Source organism: Terrabacter sp. BE26 (assembly GCF_041941675.1).
Lineage (GTDB): Bacteria > Actinomycetota > Actinomycetes > Actinomycetales > Dermatophilaceae > Terrabacter.
The window spans coordinates 1,947,353-1,963,323 of the sequence record NZ_CP090122.1; the positions used below are offsets into that span (position 1 = coordinate 1,947,353).

The window sequence follows — 15,971 nt, forward strand, 5'->3', positions numbered from 1 at the left end:
CCATGACACTCACGACACCGGGCCCGGCAGACTCAGGCGCGTCAGCGCGGCGGCGCGACGGGGTGGCGGGAGGTGAGCACCTCGAGCAGCAACCGGTGCAGCGGCACGTCGACGCCGGACTCCGCGCCCAGCCGCACGACCGCGCCCGTCCACGCGTCGAGCTCGGACGGCCGACCCTCCAGCAGGTCGCGCTGCAGGGATGTGGTCGCGTCTGCGGGCTGGTCGTCGACGAAGGCCATCGTGCCCTCGACGACCCGTGCGGGCAGCCGTATGCCGCGTGCTCGGGCCAGCGCCTCGACCTCGCGCATCGCGTCCTCGAGCAGCAGGCGGCTCGACGGCCGGGAGCGCAGCTCCCCGATCGTGGCGTCCAGCGCGGCCCCGAGCCCACCGAAGGGCACGACGAAGAGCATCTTCGACCAGAGCTCGGCCCAGATGTCGTCGGGCACGGGCGAGGCTGCCCCGGATGCGGTCACCGCCTCGCGGAGTCTCGTGACGCGCTCGGACGGGGCGCCCGGTGTCGCCGACCACCCGTCGAGGGCCAGGGAGGCCGGACCGCCGACGTGGGCCACCTGGCCGGGACCGTCGACGTGGGCGAAGATCTTCGCGATGCCCGGGAGCACGGCGCCGCGCCCGACGGCGGCCGCGACCTGGTCGGGCGCCTCGACCCCGTTCTGCACCGTGATGACAGCCGTGTGGGGGGCCACGAGCGCGGGCAGCTTCTCGAGCACGGGCGGCAGCTGCCAGGTCTTGACCGCGAGGAGCACCGCGTCCACCGGCCCGATCGAGGTGAGGTCGTCGGTGGCCTGTGCCGGCTGCACGGTGAAGTCGCCGGCGACGCTGCGAACGACGAGGCCGTGCTCGCGGATCGCCTCGAGGTGCGGCCCGCGAGCCACGAACGTGACGTCGTGGCCGGACGCCGCCAGCCGTCCGCCGAAGTAGCCGCCGATGCCTCCTGTGCCGAGCACTGCGATGCGCATGACCGTGCCTCCTCGTCAGTCCAGCCGTCGGTCCCGCCTCGTGCTCCCCATCATCGCGCCGGCGAGCCACCCGCGGGGTGGGTCGGCCCAACGTGCCGGCCGCCGGTCCCGGGAAGGCCCGTGAACGCATACGGGGTAGGGAGAGGTTCGTACGCGGGGCGAGCCGGGCGACGAGGAGGCAGGCGTGGCGAAGCAGCGGGCGGTCGACCGGTCGCGCCTCGGCGCCTGGCTGCTCAAGTGCAACCCGGCGCTGTGGGACCTGCGCGGCCTGCTCGACTCCGGGGAGGACCGGATCACCTCGTGGGCGGTGCAACCCGGCTACCGGGCCGGCCTCGTCGCCGCCGGCGACCCCGTCGTGTTCTGGGTGTCGGGTCCCGGTCGCGAGGGACTGAGCCGCGGCGTCTGGGGGCTCGGGCACGCGACGGCGGAGGTCGAGCCCTGGGTCGAGTCCGGCCGGGGGCGGTGGCGGAGCGCCTCCGACGCGCACGGCGTCCGCGCCCGCGTCGAGCTCGACGTGCGGCTGCTCGGCGAGCCCGTCCGCGACGAGGAGCTGCGCGCCGCGGGGATCGACGCCCTGGAGGTGCAGCGCCAGCCGTTCATGGCCAATCCCTCCTTCGTCTCACGGGAGGAGCTGGCCGTCCTGCGTCGGCTGCTGCCGGCCTGGCCCGCGCCGTCGCCCACCGACTCCGGCCGAGAGGACCTCGCATGAGGGTGCTCGTGCTGTCCGACACCCACAGCCCGCGGCGGTGGAAGGGCTGCCCGCCGGCACTGCTGCCGCAGCTCGAGGCCGCGGACGTGATCCTCCACGCCGGCGACGTGTGCACCCCGGACGTGCTCGAGCTGCTGGCCACGTTCGCGCCGGTCCACGCGGTGATGGGCAACAACGACGTGCCGGAGGTCGCCGAGTGGGGCGCCCCCGAGACGCTCGAGCTGGACCTCGACGGACTGCGTGTCGGCATGATCCACGACAGCGGCCAGCGTCAGGGCCGCACGGGCCGGATGCGGCAGCGCTTCCCGACCGCCGACCTCGTGGTCTTCGGCCACTCGCACATCCCGCTCGACGAGACCGGCGACGGCGTGCGCATCCTCAACCCCGGGTCCCCCACCGACCGCAGGCGCCAGCCGGCAGGCACGTATGCCGTGCTCGACGTCCGCGACGGCGAGCTCGTCGAGGCGCGGATCGAGCAGCTGCCGCGCTGAGGCGGGTCAGCGACTGCCGAAGGTCTCCATCAGCACCTCGCGCTCGCTTGACGTCAGGTTCGTCGCGATGAGCTTGCTGTGCATCCAGTGGAAGCGCTCGCCGACCCGGTCGAGGTCGCCCCCGTCGGTCACGACGAAGAGCGCTGACGTGCCCGGTGTCACCTCGGTGCGGATCGTCGTCAGCTGCTCCTTGCTGATGCCGGCGTCCTGCGTCATCTTGCTGATGGCGCCGATCGAGGCACCCACGACGCCGCCGACGACCGGGACGAGGAAGAGCGCGCCGGCCACGACCCCCCAGAGGGCGCCCCACCCCGCGCCCCGCCACTTCTCCTCGTTACCGTGCGTGGTCTTCGGGTGCTCCTCACCCTCGGGCCATGTCACGACCGCGTGGTCGATGATCTTGATGAGCCCCTCCGCCTCGCACTGCTTGAGGACGTGCTCGGCCTGCCCGGCCCCGTCCGGGGTGTCGAACTTCCACACGGTGAAGGTGGCCATCTCGCGCTCCTTTGGTCGCCGCCGGCCACTCGGCCGGCACACCGAGCCTCCCGCCGGCCGCCGTGGCGGGCCTCCCCCTCGCAGGGTGAGTTCGGGGCCCGGTCACCAGCCCCAGGAGCCGGGGCCGCCCTTGAAGGGTCCGACGACCCGGTCGGTGATCCAGCCGCCGTAGAAGCCGCCCTCCTGCGGCCGCACCCGCTCGCCCCCGACGAAGCACGCGTCCACGAGCCCGGGCATGACGGCGACGTGACCGGCCAGGACGGCATACGTCGCCACCGGCTCGGGATAGGTCCACGCGGCCCGGGCGGCGCGCCGCCCGCCGCCGACGACGTCGAAGTAGGCGGCGCGGCCCTTCCACTCGCAGACGGTGCTTCCCTCCACGGGCACGAGCGAGCCCTCGACGAAGGCGTCGCGGGGCAGGTAGTAGGTCGGCGGGTGGCTCGTCTCGAGCACGCGCAGCGAGGTGCGGGTGCGGGCGACGACCTCGCCGCCGAGGTGCACCTCGACGAGCTCGTCGCTGGGGTCGACCATCGGCGGGCGCGGGTAGTCCCACACGGACTCCTGGCCGGGACCGGCCGGCAGAGGCGCCGGGCGGCTCACCCGCCGGCCCCGCAGATCTCCTCGAGGCCGGTCGCGAGCCGGTCGACGTCCTCGGCGCTGGTGTAGGGGGCGAGCCCCATCCGCAGTCCGCCGGTCGCGCCCAAGCCGAGGTGGTGGCTGCACTCCCACGCGTAGAAGTTGCCGGCCGGCGCGTTGACGCCGCGCTCGGCCAGGGCCGCGCGCAGCTCCTGCGGGTCACGGCCCTCGACCGTGACGAGCAGCGTCGGCGTGCGCCGCTTCGCGTTGGAGTATGCCGTCAGCCCGGGGATCGCACGCAGCCGCGGTTCCAGCGTGGCCAGGAGCGAGTCCTCGTGCTCCTCGAGGGCGGCGAAGGAGGTGGCGAGGCGCTCGCGGCGGGAGCGGGACGGGTCCGTGAGGGCGAGGTCGGCGAGGAAGTCGACGGCGGCAGTGGTTCCGGCGAGCAGCTCGTAGGGCAGGGTGCCGAGCTCGAACCGCTCGGGCACGGCGTCGGACGAGGGCAGCAGCTTGTCCGGGTGCAGGGTCTCGAGGAGCGCTGGTGCGGCGGCGAGCACGCCGTGGTGCGGTCCGAGGAACTTGTAGGGCGAGCACACCCAGAAGTCGGCGCCGCTCGCGGGCACGTCGGTGAGCACGTGCGCCGTCGCGTGGACGCCGTCGACCCAGAACAGCGCGCCGGCCGCGTGGGCCACGTCGGCGATCGCCGGGAGGTCGGGGCGGGTGCCGATGAGGTTCGACGCGGCGGTCACGGCGACGAGGCGGGTGCGCTCGCCGACGACCGCCTCGACCACATCGACCGGCAACTCGCCGGTGGCCGGGTCGAAGTCGGCCCAGCGGACCGTCGCCCCGACCGCCTCGGCGGCCAGCAGCCACGGCCGGATGTTGGCGTCGTGGTCCAGGCGGCTGACGACGACCTCGTCGCCGGGGCCCCAGTCCTTCGAGAGCGTCCGGGCGAGGTGGAAGGTCAGCTCGGTCGCCGAGCGCCCGAACACGATGCCGCCGCGGTCGACGCCGAGCAGGTCGCCCATCGCCGCACGGGCCTCGAGGACGACGCGGTCGGCGCGCCGCTCCGCGGGCGTCACGGCACCGCGGTTGGAGATGGCCGAGGTGAGGGTCTCCACGACCGCGCTCGCCACGGTATCGGGCACCTGCGACCCGCCGGGCCCGTCGAAGTGCGCCGCGCCCTCCCGCAGCGCCGGGAAGTGCCAGCGGATCCGATCGACGTCGAAGGGGGACGAACCACGAGGAGCCATGGCCCCATCTTCGCGGAGTCGCGGTGGGTTCGTCGGATCGGGGCCCGGGCCCCCACGATCGGGCCTACGGTCGGGACAGGGGTGGTCGCACTTCGCCGTGCCGCACCGATCGTGTGGGAGGTCATCGTGGCGCTTCCTCTGCTCATGGTCGTCCACCAGGACCTCGACGCCCTCGAGCGCGCGGAGGCCGAGCTGGCGCGGCGGTTCAGCGCCGACTTCCGCGTCCGTGGTGAGTCCGACAGCGTCGTCGCCCTCCAGCAGCTGACCCGCGCCGCCGAGCGCGGCGACCCGGTGGCGCTCGTGCTGGCCGACCCGTGGTTGCCGGAGGTCAGCGGCGCCGACCTGCTCCGGACGGTGCGGACGCTGCATCCGGAGGCCGCTCGCGCCTTCCTCGTGCCGTGGGGCTCGTGGGCGGACCGGCGCACAGCGGCGGCCATCCTGCACGGCATGTCGGTCGGCGACATCGACTACTACGTCCTCGAACCGTGGACGTCACCGGACGAGCTCTTCTGCCGCACCGTCTCGGAGTTCGTCCAGGCCTGGTCACGCACGGTGGCGAACCGCCGACGGGAGGTCGTCGTCGTCGGCGCCGCCCGTGACCCGCGCGGGCACGCCGTGCGGAGCCTGCTGACCCGCAACGGCATCCCGCACGCATACCTCGACCGGGGAACGCCCGAGGGGATCGCCGTCCTCGAGTCGATCGGGGCTCCCCGGGCGGCGGACGCCGAGGGTCCCCTCGTCATCTGGTTCGCGGCACTCGGCGGGCCGGTGCTGCTGGACCCGACGGACGCCGAGATCTGCCGCGCCTGGGGCATCGACACCGACCTCACCGGGCCGGACGGTGACCGGGTGCGCGAGGTCGACCTCCTCATCGTCGGCGCCGGACCGGCCGGGCTGGCCGCCGCGGTCTACGCCTCCTCCGAGGGCCTGTCGGTCCTGTGCGTGGAGGAGCAGGCGCTCGGTGGGCAGGCCGGCACGAGCTCGCTCATCCGCAACTACCTCGGCTTCTCGCGCGGGCTCTCCGGCGCCGAGCTCGCCCAGCGGGGCTTCCAGCAGGCATGGGTCTTCGGGGCGCGGTTCGTCCTCACGCGACGGGTCACCGCGGTCGAGCCGGACGACGACACGGTGCCCGACACGATGGGTGACGGCGACCGCTCGCCGGTGTTCGTGGCAACTGTCTCCGACGTCGGCCAGGTGCGGGCGCGGGCGGTGGTGCTCGCCACCGGCGTCGCCTACCGCCGCCTGGGGGTGCCGTCGCTCGAGGCCCTGACCGGGTCGGGCGTCTACTACGGCGCCAACGTCTCGGAGGCGCACGGCCTGGCCGGGGCGCACACCGTCATCGTCGGTGGCGGCAACTCCGCCGGACAGGCCGCCCTGCACCTGCAGCGGTACGCCGCCGACGTGGCCCTCGTGATCCGCACGCCCGACCTGTCCTCGACGATGTCGCGCTACCTCATCGACGAGATCGAGGCGTCGAGCACCATCACGGTCGTCCCGAACTCAGAGGTGGTCGGCGGGGGCGGCAAGGGGTGGTTGTCCGAGGTCGTCGTCGCCGACCGGGAGACGGGCGAGCGGCGCTCGCTGCCGGCCGACGCGCTCTTCGTCATGATCGGGGCCGAGCCGCACACCGCGTGGCTGCCCGCGGACGTCGTCCGCGACAGGTGGGGGTTCCTGGTCACCGGCGCGGACATGCAGGACCTCGGCGCGTGGCACCTCGAGCGGCCACCGTGCGCCCACGAGACCTCCGTGCCGGGGTTGTTCGCCGTCGGCGACGTGCGGTCCCGGTCGGTCAAGCGGGTGGCGTCCGCCGTCGGGGAGGGGTCCGTCGTGGTGTCGGAGGTGCACCAGTACCTCGCCCTCGTGGACGCCGCGCGCCGCGAGCGGAGCCCCGGGGGCGCCGAGCGTCGTGGCTGAGCAGCTGCCCGCCGACCCGGTGGAGCGCGCGACGCCGCCCGTGGGTGACGGCGCTCGCGCCGGGGTCCGGCGGCACCTCGCCGCGGGCGCCGCGGCCCTGGCCCTGCCCCTCGTCGGACTCGTGACCCTCCGCCTGTCCTACGGGCTCGACCGCCAGTGGCAGCACGAGACGACCCACTTCTGGATCGTCTTCGGAGCCGCCCTCCTCAGCGCCGTGACCGCCTACGGCACCGGAGCGGCGGCGGCCCGGCGCGGCGACGTGCGGGTCATGTACGTCTCGCTCGCCTTCCTGTCGGCGGCCGGCTTCCTCGGCCTGCACGCCCTGGCGACGCCGCACGTCCTGCTGGCCAGCCCTTCCGCCGGGTTCAACGTGTCCACGCCCGTCGGCATCGGGATCGGGTCGCTCTTCGCCGTGGTGTCGGTCCGCGAGGTGCCGGCGGACGAGTCCGCGGCCGAGATGCGCCGGGCGCGCCGGCTGCGGCTGGCGCTCGTCGTCCTCATGGGCGCCTGGGCCGTCGCCTCCCTCCTCCGGCTCCCTCCGTTCGACGTGGGGCCGGGCCCCGAGCGGGGCTCGGGCCCGCTCCTCGCCGCCGGCGTGCTGGCCGTGGCGCTCTACGCCGTCGCGGCGGGCACCTACGTCCGCCTGTGGTGGCGCCGCGGTGGGCTCCTGCCGGCGGCCATGGCCTCGGCCATGGTGCTGCTCGCCGAGGCCATGGTCGCCGTGGTGGTCGCCCCGAACTGGCACCTCTCGTGGTGGGAGTGGCACGTCCTGCTGCTGGCGGCGTTCGCCCTCGTGGCGTGGGGCGCGCAGCAGTCCTGGCACGAGGAGCGGTGGGCCGGGCTCTACACCGCAGACACGCTGGCCGGGCGTCGGGAGATGTCGATCCTCTTCGCCGACCTCAAGGGCTTCACCACCTTCTCGGAGGCGCACGACGCCGCGGAGGTGACGGAGATGCTCAACGCGTACTTCACCGTCGCGATCCCGGCCGTCGTGAAGCGGCACGGGGGCACCGTCGACCGGCTCATCGGGGACGCGATCATGGCGACCTTCAACCGGCTCGGCGACCAGCCGGACCACGCGCGTCGTGCCGTCCGGGCCGGCCTGGACCTGCAGGCCGAGACCGCTCGAATCGCCGACGAGCACCCGGGCTGGCCGCGGTTCCGGGTCGGCATCAACACCGGCGAGGTGGTGGTCAGCGTGCTCGGTGGCGAGGGCGGGCGCACGCACACCGTCATCGGCGACGCCGTCAACGTCGCCTCGCGCATCGAGGGCCAGGCCCCGGTCGGTCGCGTCGCCGTGACGGCGAGCACCCTGGAGGGCCTGCCGGATGCCACGACGGAGGCGCTCGGGCCGCTCGACCTGAAGGGCAAGGGGCAGCCGGTCGAGGCGTTCGTCCTCGTCTCGCTCCCCGACCAGCCGTCCTGACCCGCCGCCTCCCGCGGCCCTCTCCCGGCCTTCTCCCCTGCGACCCGGCGTCAGTCGGTGACGCGGCCGTCCTCGAAGAGGCGCGGGACCCGGTGGTTGGCCAGGAACCGGTCGTCCGGGTCGTAGGCCGACCGGATGCCCTTCAGCTGCGTCCACGTCGGCTCGTCCCAGCCCGTACGGGCGTCGACGGCCTTCTCGGCGAAGTTGAGGTAGCTGCGGCCGGTCGACCACGGCTCCAACGCGGCGGTGACGTGGCGTGCGTCGAGCTCCCCCTGCACGGCGAGCTCGGGCGTCGCCGCGATCGCCACCGCGAAGGCCACGTAAGCCGCGTCGATCGTCGCGAGGGCGCCGTGCCCCTCTGGCGCCCGTCCGAGAGCGCCGCCGAGCTGGCGCAGCTCGGTCGACAGCAGGGACGTCGTGCAGCCGGGGCCGACCTGCTCGAGCAGCGTGTCGATGGTCGGGTCACCGAGCTCGCCGAGGAGCGTGCTGTCGGAGACAGCCGGGGTCGGCCCCTCCGGGTCCAGGTGCAGCCGGGTCAGCGTCCGGGCCGGCACCCGGCCGAAGGTGTCGATCTCCGGCCCGAGCCCGCGCAGCAGGGCCAGCATCGAGCAGGCCTGCTCGTCCGAGCCGAGCACCGCGCCGTCGATGACGGCGAGCGACCGGCCACGCAGCGGCTCGGGGACCGCCGGAAGCGGCGGCACGTTGAGGAACCGGAAGGAGGTCGTGACCTCGTCGGGTGCCTCGGGCGCCCAGTCGGCCCAGCGGCGCAGCACGCGCTCAGCCGCGCTGCGGTCCCAGACGAGCATGCCGGCATACGCCGTCTCGATCGGGTAGAGCCGGAACTCGAGCGCCGTGACGACGCCGAAGCTGCCGCCGCCGCCCCGGAGGGCCCAGAAGAGCTCGACGTTCTGCGCCGCGTCGGCGCGCACGTGCTCGCCGTCGGCGGTGACGAGCTCGACGGCGGTCAGGCTGTTGGCGGCGAGACCGAGCTTGCGGGCGTACCAGCCGATGCCGCCGCCGAGGCTGTAGCCGGCGATGCCGACGTCGGGCGAGCTGCCGTGCAGGGCCGCGAGGCCGTGGTCGGCGGCCGGCTCGGTGGCGTCCAGCCAGAGCGCGCCGCCCTCGACGCGGGCGATCCGGCGGGCGGCGTCGATGGTGACCCCGCGCATCCGCTCGGTGCGCACCAGCACCACGTCGTCGAGGCCGCGGGCCACGAGCGGGCCGGCGTTGTGGCCGCTGCTCTGCGGCGCGACCCGGAGGCCGGCGGCCGCGGCCGCGCGGACGAGGTCCTGCACGTCTGTGACCGTGCGGGGCAGGGCCACGGCGGCGGGGCGCTGGTCGATCGCGACGTTCCACGGCATCCGCGCCGCGTCGTAGCCGGCGTCGCCGGGCAGGTGGACCGCACCGTCGCAGAGTCCGGCCAGGCTCGTGGCCCGCCGGGCGGTGGGGGTGAGGATCGTGGTCATGCTGGTCTCCTGGTTCGTCGTCGGCCCGCGAGGTGGGCGCGGCTGTTCAGAGACCGGCGGAGTCCTGCAGATACATGCCGGGCGAAAGGTCGGGTTCGTCGCCGATTACCCCCATGGCCAGGGATTCCGCAGCGGGTGGGCCGCCCCGGCCGGGCGTCGACCAGTCGGCGAGAGAGACCGCGGGTGCATGCTGGGTAGGTGGACGACGTGACGACGACGGAGACGGCCCGTGACCTCATGCTCGACGCCTTCGGACGCATCCGCGACGGCGTGCCGGAGGTTGTCGACGGGCTCTCCGTCGACGAGCTGCTGTGGCGTCCCGACGACGATGCCAACCACATCGCCTGGCTGGCCTGGCACCTCGCCCGCCAGCAGGACGACCAGGTGGCGCACCTCGCGAGCGAGCAGTCGGCGTGGCTGGCGGACGGGTGGGTCGACCGCTTCGGGCTGCCCTACGCGGAGGACGCCCACGGCTGGAGCATGAGCTCGGCCGACGTCGGCCGGTTCACCGTCGCCGACCCGGGCCTCTTCGGCGAGTACCACTTGGCCGTGCACGACCGCACCGCCGCGTTCGTCGAGCGGCTGGACGCGGACGAGTACGCGCGCGTCATCAACGCGCACTGGGACCCGCCGGTCACCGTCGGCATACGCCTCGTGTCGGTGCTCGAGGACGCGGCCAAGCACCTCGGGCAGGCGGAGTACGTGCGGGGGCTCGTCGAGCGTCGCCGCTGACCGGTCGGTGCGACGTGCGTATGCCGTTGGGTCGGCTGTGACGGGTGGTGTCCGAGCGGGTCGGGCCGGGCTTCCACGCACGACCGCGCACAGGTAGCCGTGGGAAAATGGAGGGGATGAGCACCACCGTCCTGAGTCCTGCTGCAGCCGCCGTCGAGTCCCCGACCGACGGCGCCGTTGTGACCGGTCACGACCCGACGCGCCACCGTCGGCTGGCCCTCATCGCCCGCGGGCGCCGCGCGCGCCTGGCCTCGACCGTCGCGGTCGTCTTCGCCCTCGCCGGCGTCAACGTCGCCGACCACCTGCTGGGCTGGAACACGATGTGGCTGGGCCCGGTGGGCGCCGTCGCCCTGCTCGGCTTCGCGAGGTGGCAGGGACTGACCTGGCACCAGCTCGGTCTCGCCCGGCACACGCACGCACGCGGCATACGGTGGGGGCTCGGGGTCATCGCGGTCGTCGCGTCCGTCTACCTGCTCGGCATCCTGCTGCCCTCGACGCGGACCGCGTTCCTCGACGCCCGCTACCACCTGCCCCCGGCCGGTGCGCTGCTCACGGCCTTCGTCATGATCCCGCTCGGCACGGTCCTCCTCGAGGAGGTCGCGTTCCGCTCGGTGCTGTGGGGGTTCCTGTCGCGGCACGCCCGCATGTGGCAGGTGCTCGCGGGCTCGTCCGTGCTCTTCGGGCTGTGGCACGTCCTGCCGGCGATGGCCTCGGCCAGCGGCAACGCGGCGATCGGCTCGGCCGTCGCCGGGCTCGGCCCGTTCGCCAAGGCGGCCGTCGTCGGTGGCACGGTGGCGTTCACGGCGCTCGGTGGGGTGGTCGCCGGTGAGCTGCGCCGCCGCAGCGGCAGCGTCTTCGCCAGCGTCGGCATGCACTGGGCGACCAACGCTCTCGGCGTCCTCTTCGGGGTCATCGCCTGGCGGCTCGCCGCCTGAGCCGTATGCCGCTGCGCGTGCTCTTGCAGGCGGCATACCCGCCTTCGCGGAGGGGCCGGGACAAGTGGCGTCAGTCGCTCGACTCGGTGGCGTCGCCCTGGAAGCCGATGAGCCAGTGCAGGCCGTAGCGGTCGACGACCTGCCCGTCGAAGTCTCCCCACGGCCGCTTCTGCAGGTCGTCGACGACGCGACCGCCCTCGGACAGCGCCGAGAACCACGTGCGCAGGGTGCTCGGGGCGGCGGTGCCGAGCAGCGAGAGCATGAGGCCCTCGCACCGAAGTGACGGCTCCCCACCCGTGGCGTCGGAGGCGAAGAGGGTCACCGGACCCCCGGAGAGGTAGCCGTGGGCGATCGCGTCGGCCGGTCCGTCGGTGCGGCCGAACTCGGCGAGCGTGTGCAGGTGCACCTCTGCGCCGAAGACCTCCCCGTAGAAGGTCAGGGCCTCCCGCGTGGTTCCGGGCAGGTGCAGGTAGGGCGTCAGTGCCGTCATGGTCTCGGATGCTAGGGCAGCGCCCGGAACCGGCGGCGCTCCAGGCGCTGCGAGATCCGGTGGACCCGGACATCGTCCATGGCCCGGCCGTGCCCGGCGCGTGTCCTGCTGGGCGCGCCGTGCTCGGTGTCCGCCTCGTCAGACGGGGGCGGCCTCGCGGGCGGGCTGCGACACGCGGGCGGCGTGCCGGATCTCGTCACCACAGTGCGAGCAGCTCCAGCCCGTCGCGCCCTTGAGGTAGTGGTGGCCCGCGGAGCGGCACGTCTGGGTGGGGCCCGACTCGCTGCGCGTGGTGGTCCCGGCGCCAGCCCCCTGGCCGGCCCGCACGTAGGCGCTGCCGAGCAGCGACGCCATGACGATCGCGACCAGGGCGAGCGGCCACACCGCGACGAGTGAGTCCACTCCGCCCATGATCATCGTGTCCATGACAGGAACTCTCCCGCTCCCCACGCAAGGGACCGATGCGCGAAACGGCAAGGAATCCGCAAGAATCACCCAAGATCGCATCTCACGCCGGAAATTTTGGCAGTCTACGCGGCTGCCGCAGGAGATATGGGTGATTTGCGTGAAATGCCAGATGGCCGCGAGCCGCCTGCCGAGACCATGGCGCCACGGCTGGGTTCACCGACCGGGCGAGGGGCGCTCCGTCTCCGCTCTAGCGATGAGGTCGTGCACTGCTGCGACGACCGTCGGGTCGAGGTCGACGTGCGCCTCGAGCAGCCGCAGGAGGGTCGCCGCTGCGTGCGCGTTGCCCTCGTAGCCGGGGACGAGGTCGGCGAGTGGCAGGAGGTCGGGGTCGAACCGCCGCTCGGCGCCGCGGTCGACGACGAAGACGTCCTGCTGGGCCCCGCGACCGAGCCGCAGGTGGCCGAGCACCGTGAGCCAGCGGTCGACGGCATACCCCTGGATGAAGCGGGTCGCCGTCAGGCGCTCGCCGCGCAGCTCGCGGTGCAGCCCGACGTAGAGGTTGGTGATCGCCTCGCCGACCTGGTGCTCGAGCGAGGGCGGTTGCGGCACCGGGACCCGTGGGATCTCGAGACCGGCGGGGGCGTCGGCGCGGCTCCAGTGCAGGCGGCCCGGTGGGTAGCCCGCCGTCTCGAGCTCGGCCAGGGAGAAGACGGCGTACTCGGCGAAGAGCCCGTCCTGCAGGAGAGCCTTGCGGCCGGCGTCGCTGTTCTCGAACGACCAGACCACCGGCTGGGCGGCCTCGAGCCAGTCGATGTCGGCCAGGTAGCGGTCGCGCGCGGCCTGGTCGTCGACGACGACGAAGAAGTCGGCGTCGGAGTGCTCGTCGAGGCGGTGCAGGTCGCGCCCGACGGAGCCGAGGCCGAGCAGCGCGACGGCGTCGCCGCGGCGGTCGAGCTCGGCGCCGAGGCCGTCGAGGAAGGCGAGCAGGCGCTGCGGGACGGAGTCTGCGGTGGGGCCGGTGGGCTGGGTCGGCTGTGACGGCATACGTCGTCTCCTTGTCGTGTCGTGGAGTCGACGTTTCAGCCCGCCCGGCCGGAGTGCCCTCCGTGCCGTCGAGGTCGCGACCTCCGCAGGGTATGCCGCCACGCCGGTGCCGCGAAAGGGGCGGGCCAAAGCGGACGATCAGGACACCGGCGGGGGCACGGACTGGCATCCTGAGCGGGTGCCCGCCCCCACGCTGTCCGAACGTGCGCGAACAAATGCCGATTCGAGCACTAGTGCTCATAGACTGCGCTCCGTGATGCGGGAAGCAGTGGTGGGCGTCGACGTCGGGGGCACCCGCATCAAGACCGCCCTCGTCACACCCGACGGGCAGGTGCTCGCCGAGGCCGTGCACCCCACGCCCCCAGCGGTCGGCGAGCAGCTCGGGCAGGTTGCCGCGACCGCCGTTGCGGAGCTGACGGCCCGGGCGACGGCGGCAGGGTCGGCCGGTGACTCCGAGGTCGATGAGGTCCGGGTGCTGGCCGTGGGCCTCGTGGTCCCCGGCCTGGTCGACGACGAGCTGGGCATCGGCGTGTGGTCGGCCAACCTCGGCTGGAACGACCTGGACCTGCGCGGCACCGTCGCGGCCCACGTCGACGTGCCCGTCGCCGTCGGTCACGACGTGCGAGCCGGCCTGCTCGCCGAGCACCGTCTCGGCGCGGCCCGCGAGGCCGACAACGTGCTCTTCGTTCCCCTCGGGACGGGCCTGGCGAGCGCGATGCTGAGCCGCGGCCGGCTCGTCACCGGGTCGCGGTGGACCGGCGAGATCGGTCATGTCGTCGTCGTCCCCGACGGCCCGTTGTGCGGCTGCGGCGAGCGCGGCTGCCTCGAGGCGGTCGCCAGCGCCGGGGCGATCGGGCGCCGGTGGTCCGAGGCCACCGGCATCGCCGGCGACGCCGAGGAGGTGGCGCGCCGCGCCGAGGCCGGTGAGCCCGAGGCGCGCCGCGTCTGGCAGGAGGCCGTCGACGCGCTCGCGGCCGTGGTCGCGCCCGTCGTGGCCGCCGCCGGGACCGAGCTCGTTCTCGTCGGCGGCGGACTGGCCCGGGCCGGCGACACGCTCTTCGAGCCGCTGCGGGCGGCCCTGCGCACCCGCCTCGGCCGGCGCGCGGACGTCGCCGTCGAGGCGGCCGCGCTCGGCGACCGCGCCGGCTCCCTCGGCGCCGCCACCATCGCGCTCGACCTCGTCGGCCGATGATCATCACCTTCACGCCGAACCCGGCGCTCGACCTCACGTATGCCGTCCCGTGCGTCGCGCTCGGCGAGTCCCACCGCGTCGGCTCGGTCAGCGAGCGCGCGGGCGGCAAGGGCCTCAACGTCGCAGCCGTGCTGACCACCATGGGCGTGCAGGCCGTGGCCGTCGCCGCGATCGGGGAGACGGACGTCAACGTCTTCGCGGCCGACCTCGGTGCCCGCCGGGTCCGGCACCGGCTGGTCCCGTCCCCGTGCCCGACCCGCCGCTCGGTGGCGGTCATCGAGGCCAGCGGCCGGGCGACGCTCTTCAACGAGCCCGGCGTCGCCCAGTCCCACCGCGTCTGGGACCGGCTCTGCGAGACGATCACGGGCCTCTCGGCCGAGGCGTCGGTGCTCACGGTCTCGGGCAGCTTCCCCCCGGGGACCGACCCCGACCTCGTCAGGCGAGTGACCCGTCTCGGACACGAGCTCGGCCTGCGGGTGGTCCTCGACGTCAGCGGTGTGCACCTGACCCGGGCCCTGGCGGCGGGACCGGACCTGGTGAAGCCGAATCGCATCGAGGCCGCCACGACGCTGACCGGGCTCGGTCGCGGCGACGTGCCCTCCGTGCCGGGCGCGGCCCGGGCGCTCGTGGCCGCCGGGGCCCGCGCGGCGGTGGTCAGCGACGGCACCGACGGTCTCGTGCTCGTGCACGAGGACGTGGCGCTGCGGGCTCGGCTGCCGCGCTCCCTCTCGGGGAACCCGACCGGGGCCGGTGACGCGCTGACGGCCTCGCTCGCCACCGACCTCGACGAGGCGGGCGATCTTCCGCAGGGGCGCGCAGCGTGGGCCGCAGCGCTTCGTCGCGGCGTCGCCTGGTCGGCCGCCGCCGTCCTGCAGCCCGTGGCCGGAGCCGTCGACCCGGCCGATGTCGACCGACTGCTCCCCACCGTCGAGATCGAGGAGATCCCTCTGTGAGCCGCTCACCCCTGACGACCGTCCTGGCCGACGCGTCAGCCGCCGGACGTGCCGTCGCGGCCTTCAACGTCATCCAGCTCGAGCACGCGGAGGCGTATGCCGCCGCCGCCGAGGGCGTCGGCCTGCCCGTCGTCATGCAGATCTCGGAGAACTGCGTGCGCTACCACGGCTCGCTCGCGCCGATCGCGGCGGCGACGCTCGCCATCGCGGACTCCTGCTCGCAGCCGGTCGTCGTGCACCTGGACCACGCCGAGGACGTCGGGCTCGTCGAGGAGGCCGTCCGGCTCGGGATGACGTCCGTGATGTTCGACGGCTCGACCCTGCCCGACGACGAGAACCGCGCGGTGACGCGTCGGGTCGTCGAGCTGTGCCGGTCGGCCGGGGTGAGCGTCGAGGCCGAGCTCGGTGAGGTCGGCGGCAAGGACGGCGTCCACGCTCCCGGAGCGCGGACCGACCCCAAGGACGCAGCGCGGTTCGTCGCCGACACGGGCGTCGACGCGCTCGCGGTCGCCGTCGGCAGCAGCCACGCGATGACCGATCGCACTGCGGAGCTGGACACGGATCTCATTGCGGCGCTGCGCGATTCGGTGCCCGTGCCGCTGGTCCTCCACGGCTCGTCCGGCGTGCCCGACGACGGGCTCGTCGCCGCTGTGCGGGCCGGGATGACCAAGGTCAACATCGCGACGCACCTCAACCAGGTGTTCACGCGCGCCATGACTGCGCGGCTCGGGTCCGCGCCGACGGTCGACACCCGCAAGTACCTCGGTGCAGCCCGCGACGCCGTCACCGACGAGGCCGCCAGGCTGATGCAGCTCCTCGCCCTCCGCTGACCCCGCCACCCCCAACCGTCGAGAGGCCAAAGCTCGCGGGTCCCCCACCGTCGAGAGGCCAAACTTTGCGGGTCCCAGAA

General features: G+C 74.1%; 17 protein-coding genes. 9 read left to right on the forward strand and 8 right to left on the reverse strand.

All coding sequences use genetic code 11. The features are described 5' to 3' along the window. Positions 1–41: 41 nt before the first annotated feature. Positions 42–977, reverse strand: a complete 936-nt coding sequence (locus LQK93_RS09040; RefSeq protein WP_374971205.1) for a 2-dehydropantoate 2-reductase — start codon at positions 975–977, stop codon at positions 42–44. Positions 978–1,161: 184 nt separating this feature from the next. On the opposite strand from LQK93_RS09040, the gene LQK93_RS09045 reads away from it, so the two are divergent. Beyond that, the gene (locus LQK93_RS09045) at positions 1,162–1,686 is read left to right on the forward strand and encodes a hypothetical protein (RefSeq protein ID WP_374971206.1); all 525 of its coding nucleotides are present in this window, start codon (positions 1,162–1,164) and stop codon (positions 1,684–1,686) included. Then, a complete protein-coding gene (locus tag LQK93_RS09050; protein WP_374971207.1) occupies positions 1,683–2,177 on the forward strand; it encodes a metallophosphoesterase family protein in 495 nt (164 codons plus the stop codon). Before LQK93_RS09045 ends, LQK93_RS09050 begins: the two co-directional genes overlap by 4 nt. Positions 2,178–2,183: 6 nt before the next feature. Here the strand turns inward: LQK93_RS09050 and LQK93_RS09055 are convergent, their stop codons facing one another. The 3 genes from LQK93_RS09055 to LQK93_RS09065 form a co-directional block, all read right to left on the reverse strand. Then, entirely contained in the window at positions 2,184–2,672 is a 489-nt protein-coding gene (locus LQK93_RS09055; RefSeq protein ID WP_374971208.1) for a DUF1269 domain-containing protein, read from the reverse strand. 102 nt (positions 2,673–2,774) lie between these two features. Beyond that, the gene (locus LQK93_RS09060; protein WP_374971209.1) at positions 2,775–3,272 is read right to left on the reverse strand and encodes a DUF427 domain-containing protein; all 498 of its coding nucleotides are present in this window, start codon (positions 3,270–3,272) and stop codon (positions 2,775–2,777) included. After that, positions 3,269–4,501: a cysteine desulfurase-like protein gene (locus LQK93_RS09065; protein ID WP_374971210.1), complete on the reverse strand. Its 1,233-nt coding sequence runs from the start codon at positions 4,499–4,501 to the stop codon at positions 3,269–3,271. The genes LQK93_RS09060 and LQK93_RS09065 overlap by 4 nt, the downstream gene beginning before the upstream one ends. 126 nt (positions 4,502–4,627) lie before the next feature. Here LQK93_RS09065 and LQK93_RS09070 point away from each other — a divergent pair, with 126 nt between their 5' ends. Continuing rightward, the gene (locus tag LQK93_RS09070; RefSeq protein WP_374971211.1) at positions 4,628–6,415 is read left to right on the forward strand and encodes an FAD-dependent oxidoreductase; all 1,788 of its coding nucleotides are present in this window, start codon (positions 4,628–4,630) and stop codon (positions 6,413–6,415) included. After that, positions 6,408–7,841, forward strand: coding sequence for an adenylate/guanylate cyclase domain-containing protein (locus tag LQK93_RS09075; protein ID WP_374971212.1), 1,434 nt, complete (start codon positions 6,408–6,410; stop codon positions 7,839–7,841). Before LQK93_RS09070 ends, LQK93_RS09075 begins: the two co-directional genes overlap by 8 nt. Positions 7,842–7,891: 50 nt before the next feature. On the opposite strand, the gene LQK93_RS09080 is transcribed toward LQK93_RS09075, so the two are convergent. Then, positions 7,892–9,307: an FAD-binding oxidoreductase gene (locus LQK93_RS09080; RefSeq protein WP_374971213.1), complete on the reverse strand. Its 1,416-nt coding sequence runs from the start codon at positions 9,305–9,307 to the stop codon at positions 7,892–7,894. A gap of 207 nt (positions 9,308–9,514) precedes the next feature. Between LQK93_RS09080 and LQK93_RS09085 the strand changes: the two genes are divergently transcribed. Both LQK93_RS09085 and LQK93_RS09090 read left to right on the forward strand, forming a co-directional pair. Beyond that, a complete protein-coding gene (locus tag LQK93_RS09085; protein WP_374971214.1) occupies positions 9,515–10,039 on the forward strand; it encodes a DinB family protein in 525 nt (174 codons plus the stop codon). Positions 10,040–10,155: 116 nt separating this feature from the next. After that, a complete protein-coding gene (locus LQK93_RS09090; protein ID WP_374971215.1) occupies positions 10,156–10,974 on the forward strand; it encodes a lysostaphin resistance A-like protein in 819 nt (272 codons plus the stop codon). Between the two features lie 70 nt (positions 10,975–11,044). Here the strand turns inward: LQK93_RS09090 and LQK93_RS09095 are convergent, their stop codons facing one another. The 3 genes from LQK93_RS09095 to LQK93_RS09105 all read right to left on the reverse strand — a co-directional run bounded on the left by LQK93_RS09095 (position 11,045) and on the right by LQK93_RS09105 (position 12,916). Further along, positions 11,045–11,464, reverse strand: a complete 420-nt coding sequence (locus LQK93_RS09095; protein ID WP_374971216.1) for a VOC family protein — start codon at positions 11,462–11,464, stop codon at positions 11,045–11,047. Between the two features lie 138 nt (positions 11,465–11,602). Continuing rightward, positions 11,603–11,890 (reverse strand): hypothetical protein, encoded by a 288-nt coding sequence (locus LQK93_RS09100; RefSeq protein ID WP_374971217.1) that lies wholly within the window; start codon positions 11,888–11,890, stop codon positions 11,603–11,605. A gap of 195 nt (positions 11,891–12,085) precedes the next feature. Further along, positions 12,086–12,916, reverse strand: a complete 831-nt coding sequence (locus tag LQK93_RS09105; protein WP_374971218.1) for a hypothetical protein — start codon at positions 12,914–12,916, stop codon at positions 12,086–12,088. A 256-nt stretch (positions 12,917–13,172) separates the two neighbouring features. Between LQK93_RS09105 and LQK93_RS09110 the strand changes: the two genes are divergently transcribed. Genes LQK93_RS09110 through LQK93_RS09120 form a run of 3 tightly spaced genes read left to right on the forward strand, consistent with a single transcriptional unit; the run spans position 13,173 to position 15,891 of the window. Beyond that, on the forward strand, positions 13,173–14,108 hold the full coding sequence (locus LQK93_RS09110; RefSeq protein ID WP_374971477.1) for an ROK family protein: 936 nt from the start codon (positions 13,173–13,175) through the stop codon (positions 14,106–14,108). After that, complete coding sequence (locus LQK93_RS09115; protein ID WP_374971219.1) at positions 14,105–15,061, forward strand: 1-phosphofructokinase family hexose kinase; 957 nt, start codon at positions 14,105–14,107, stop codon at positions 15,059–15,061. Before LQK93_RS09110 ends, LQK93_RS09115 begins: the two co-directional genes overlap by 4 nt. Beyond that, on the forward strand, positions 15,058–15,891 hold the full coding sequence (locus LQK93_RS09120) for a class II fructose-bisphosphate aldolase (RefSeq protein ID WP_374971220.1): 834 nt from the start codon (positions 15,058–15,060) through the stop codon (positions 15,889–15,891). The genes LQK93_RS09115 and LQK93_RS09120 overlap by 4 nt, the downstream gene beginning before the upstream one ends. The last annotated feature ends 80 nt before the right edge of the window (positions 15,892–15,971 follow it).

What these genes read in the sequence shown, in the direction of transcription:
- LQK93_RS09090 (WP_374971215.1), top strand. Translation starts at nt 10,156, where the DNA reads ATGAGCACCACCGTCCTGAGTCCTGCTGCAGCCGCCGTCGAGTCCCCG.
- LQK93_RS09110 (WP_374971477.1), top strand. Translation starts at nt 13,173, where the DNA reads ATGCGGGAAGCAGTGGTGGGCGTCGACGTCGGGGGCACCCGCATCAAG.
- LQK93_RS09100 (WP_374971217.1), bottom strand. Translation starts at nt 11,890, where the DNA reads ATGGACACGATGATCATGGGCGGAGTGGACTCACTCGTCGCGGTGTGG.
- LQK93_RS09080 (WP_374971213.1), bottom strand. Translation starts at nt 9,307, where the DNA reads ATGACCACGATCCTCACCCCCACCGCCCGGCGGGCCACGAGCCTGGCC.
- LQK93_RS09105 (WP_374971218.1), bottom strand. Translation starts at nt 12,916, where the DNA reads ATGCCGTCACAGCCGACCCAGCCCACCGGCCCCACCGCAGACTCCGTC.
- LQK93_RS09115 (WP_374971219.1), top strand. Translation starts at nt 14,105, where the DNA reads ATGATCATCACCTTCACGCCGAACCCGGCGCTCGACCTCACGTATGCC.
- LQK93_RS09065 (WP_374971210.1), bottom strand. Translation starts at nt 4,501, where the DNA reads ATGGCTCCTCGTGGTTCGTCCCCCTTCGACGTCGATCGGATCCGCTGG.
- LQK93_RS09050 (WP_374971207.1), top strand. Translation starts at nt 1,683, where the DNA reads ATGAGGGTGCTCGTGCTGTCCGACACCCACAGCCCGCGGCGGTGGAAG.
- LQK93_RS09040 (WP_374971205.1), bottom strand. Translation starts at nt 977, where the DNA reads ATGCGCATCGCAGTGCTCGGCACAGGAGGCATCGGCGGCTACTTCGGC.
- LQK93_RS09095 (WP_374971216.1), bottom strand. Translation starts at nt 11,464, where the DNA reads ATGACGGCACTGACGCCCTACCTGCACCTGCCCGGAACCACGCGGGAG.
- LQK93_RS09055 (WP_374971208.1), bottom strand. Translation starts at nt 2,672, where the DNA reads ATGGCCACCTTCACCGTGTGGAAGTTCGACACCCCGGACGGGGCCGGG.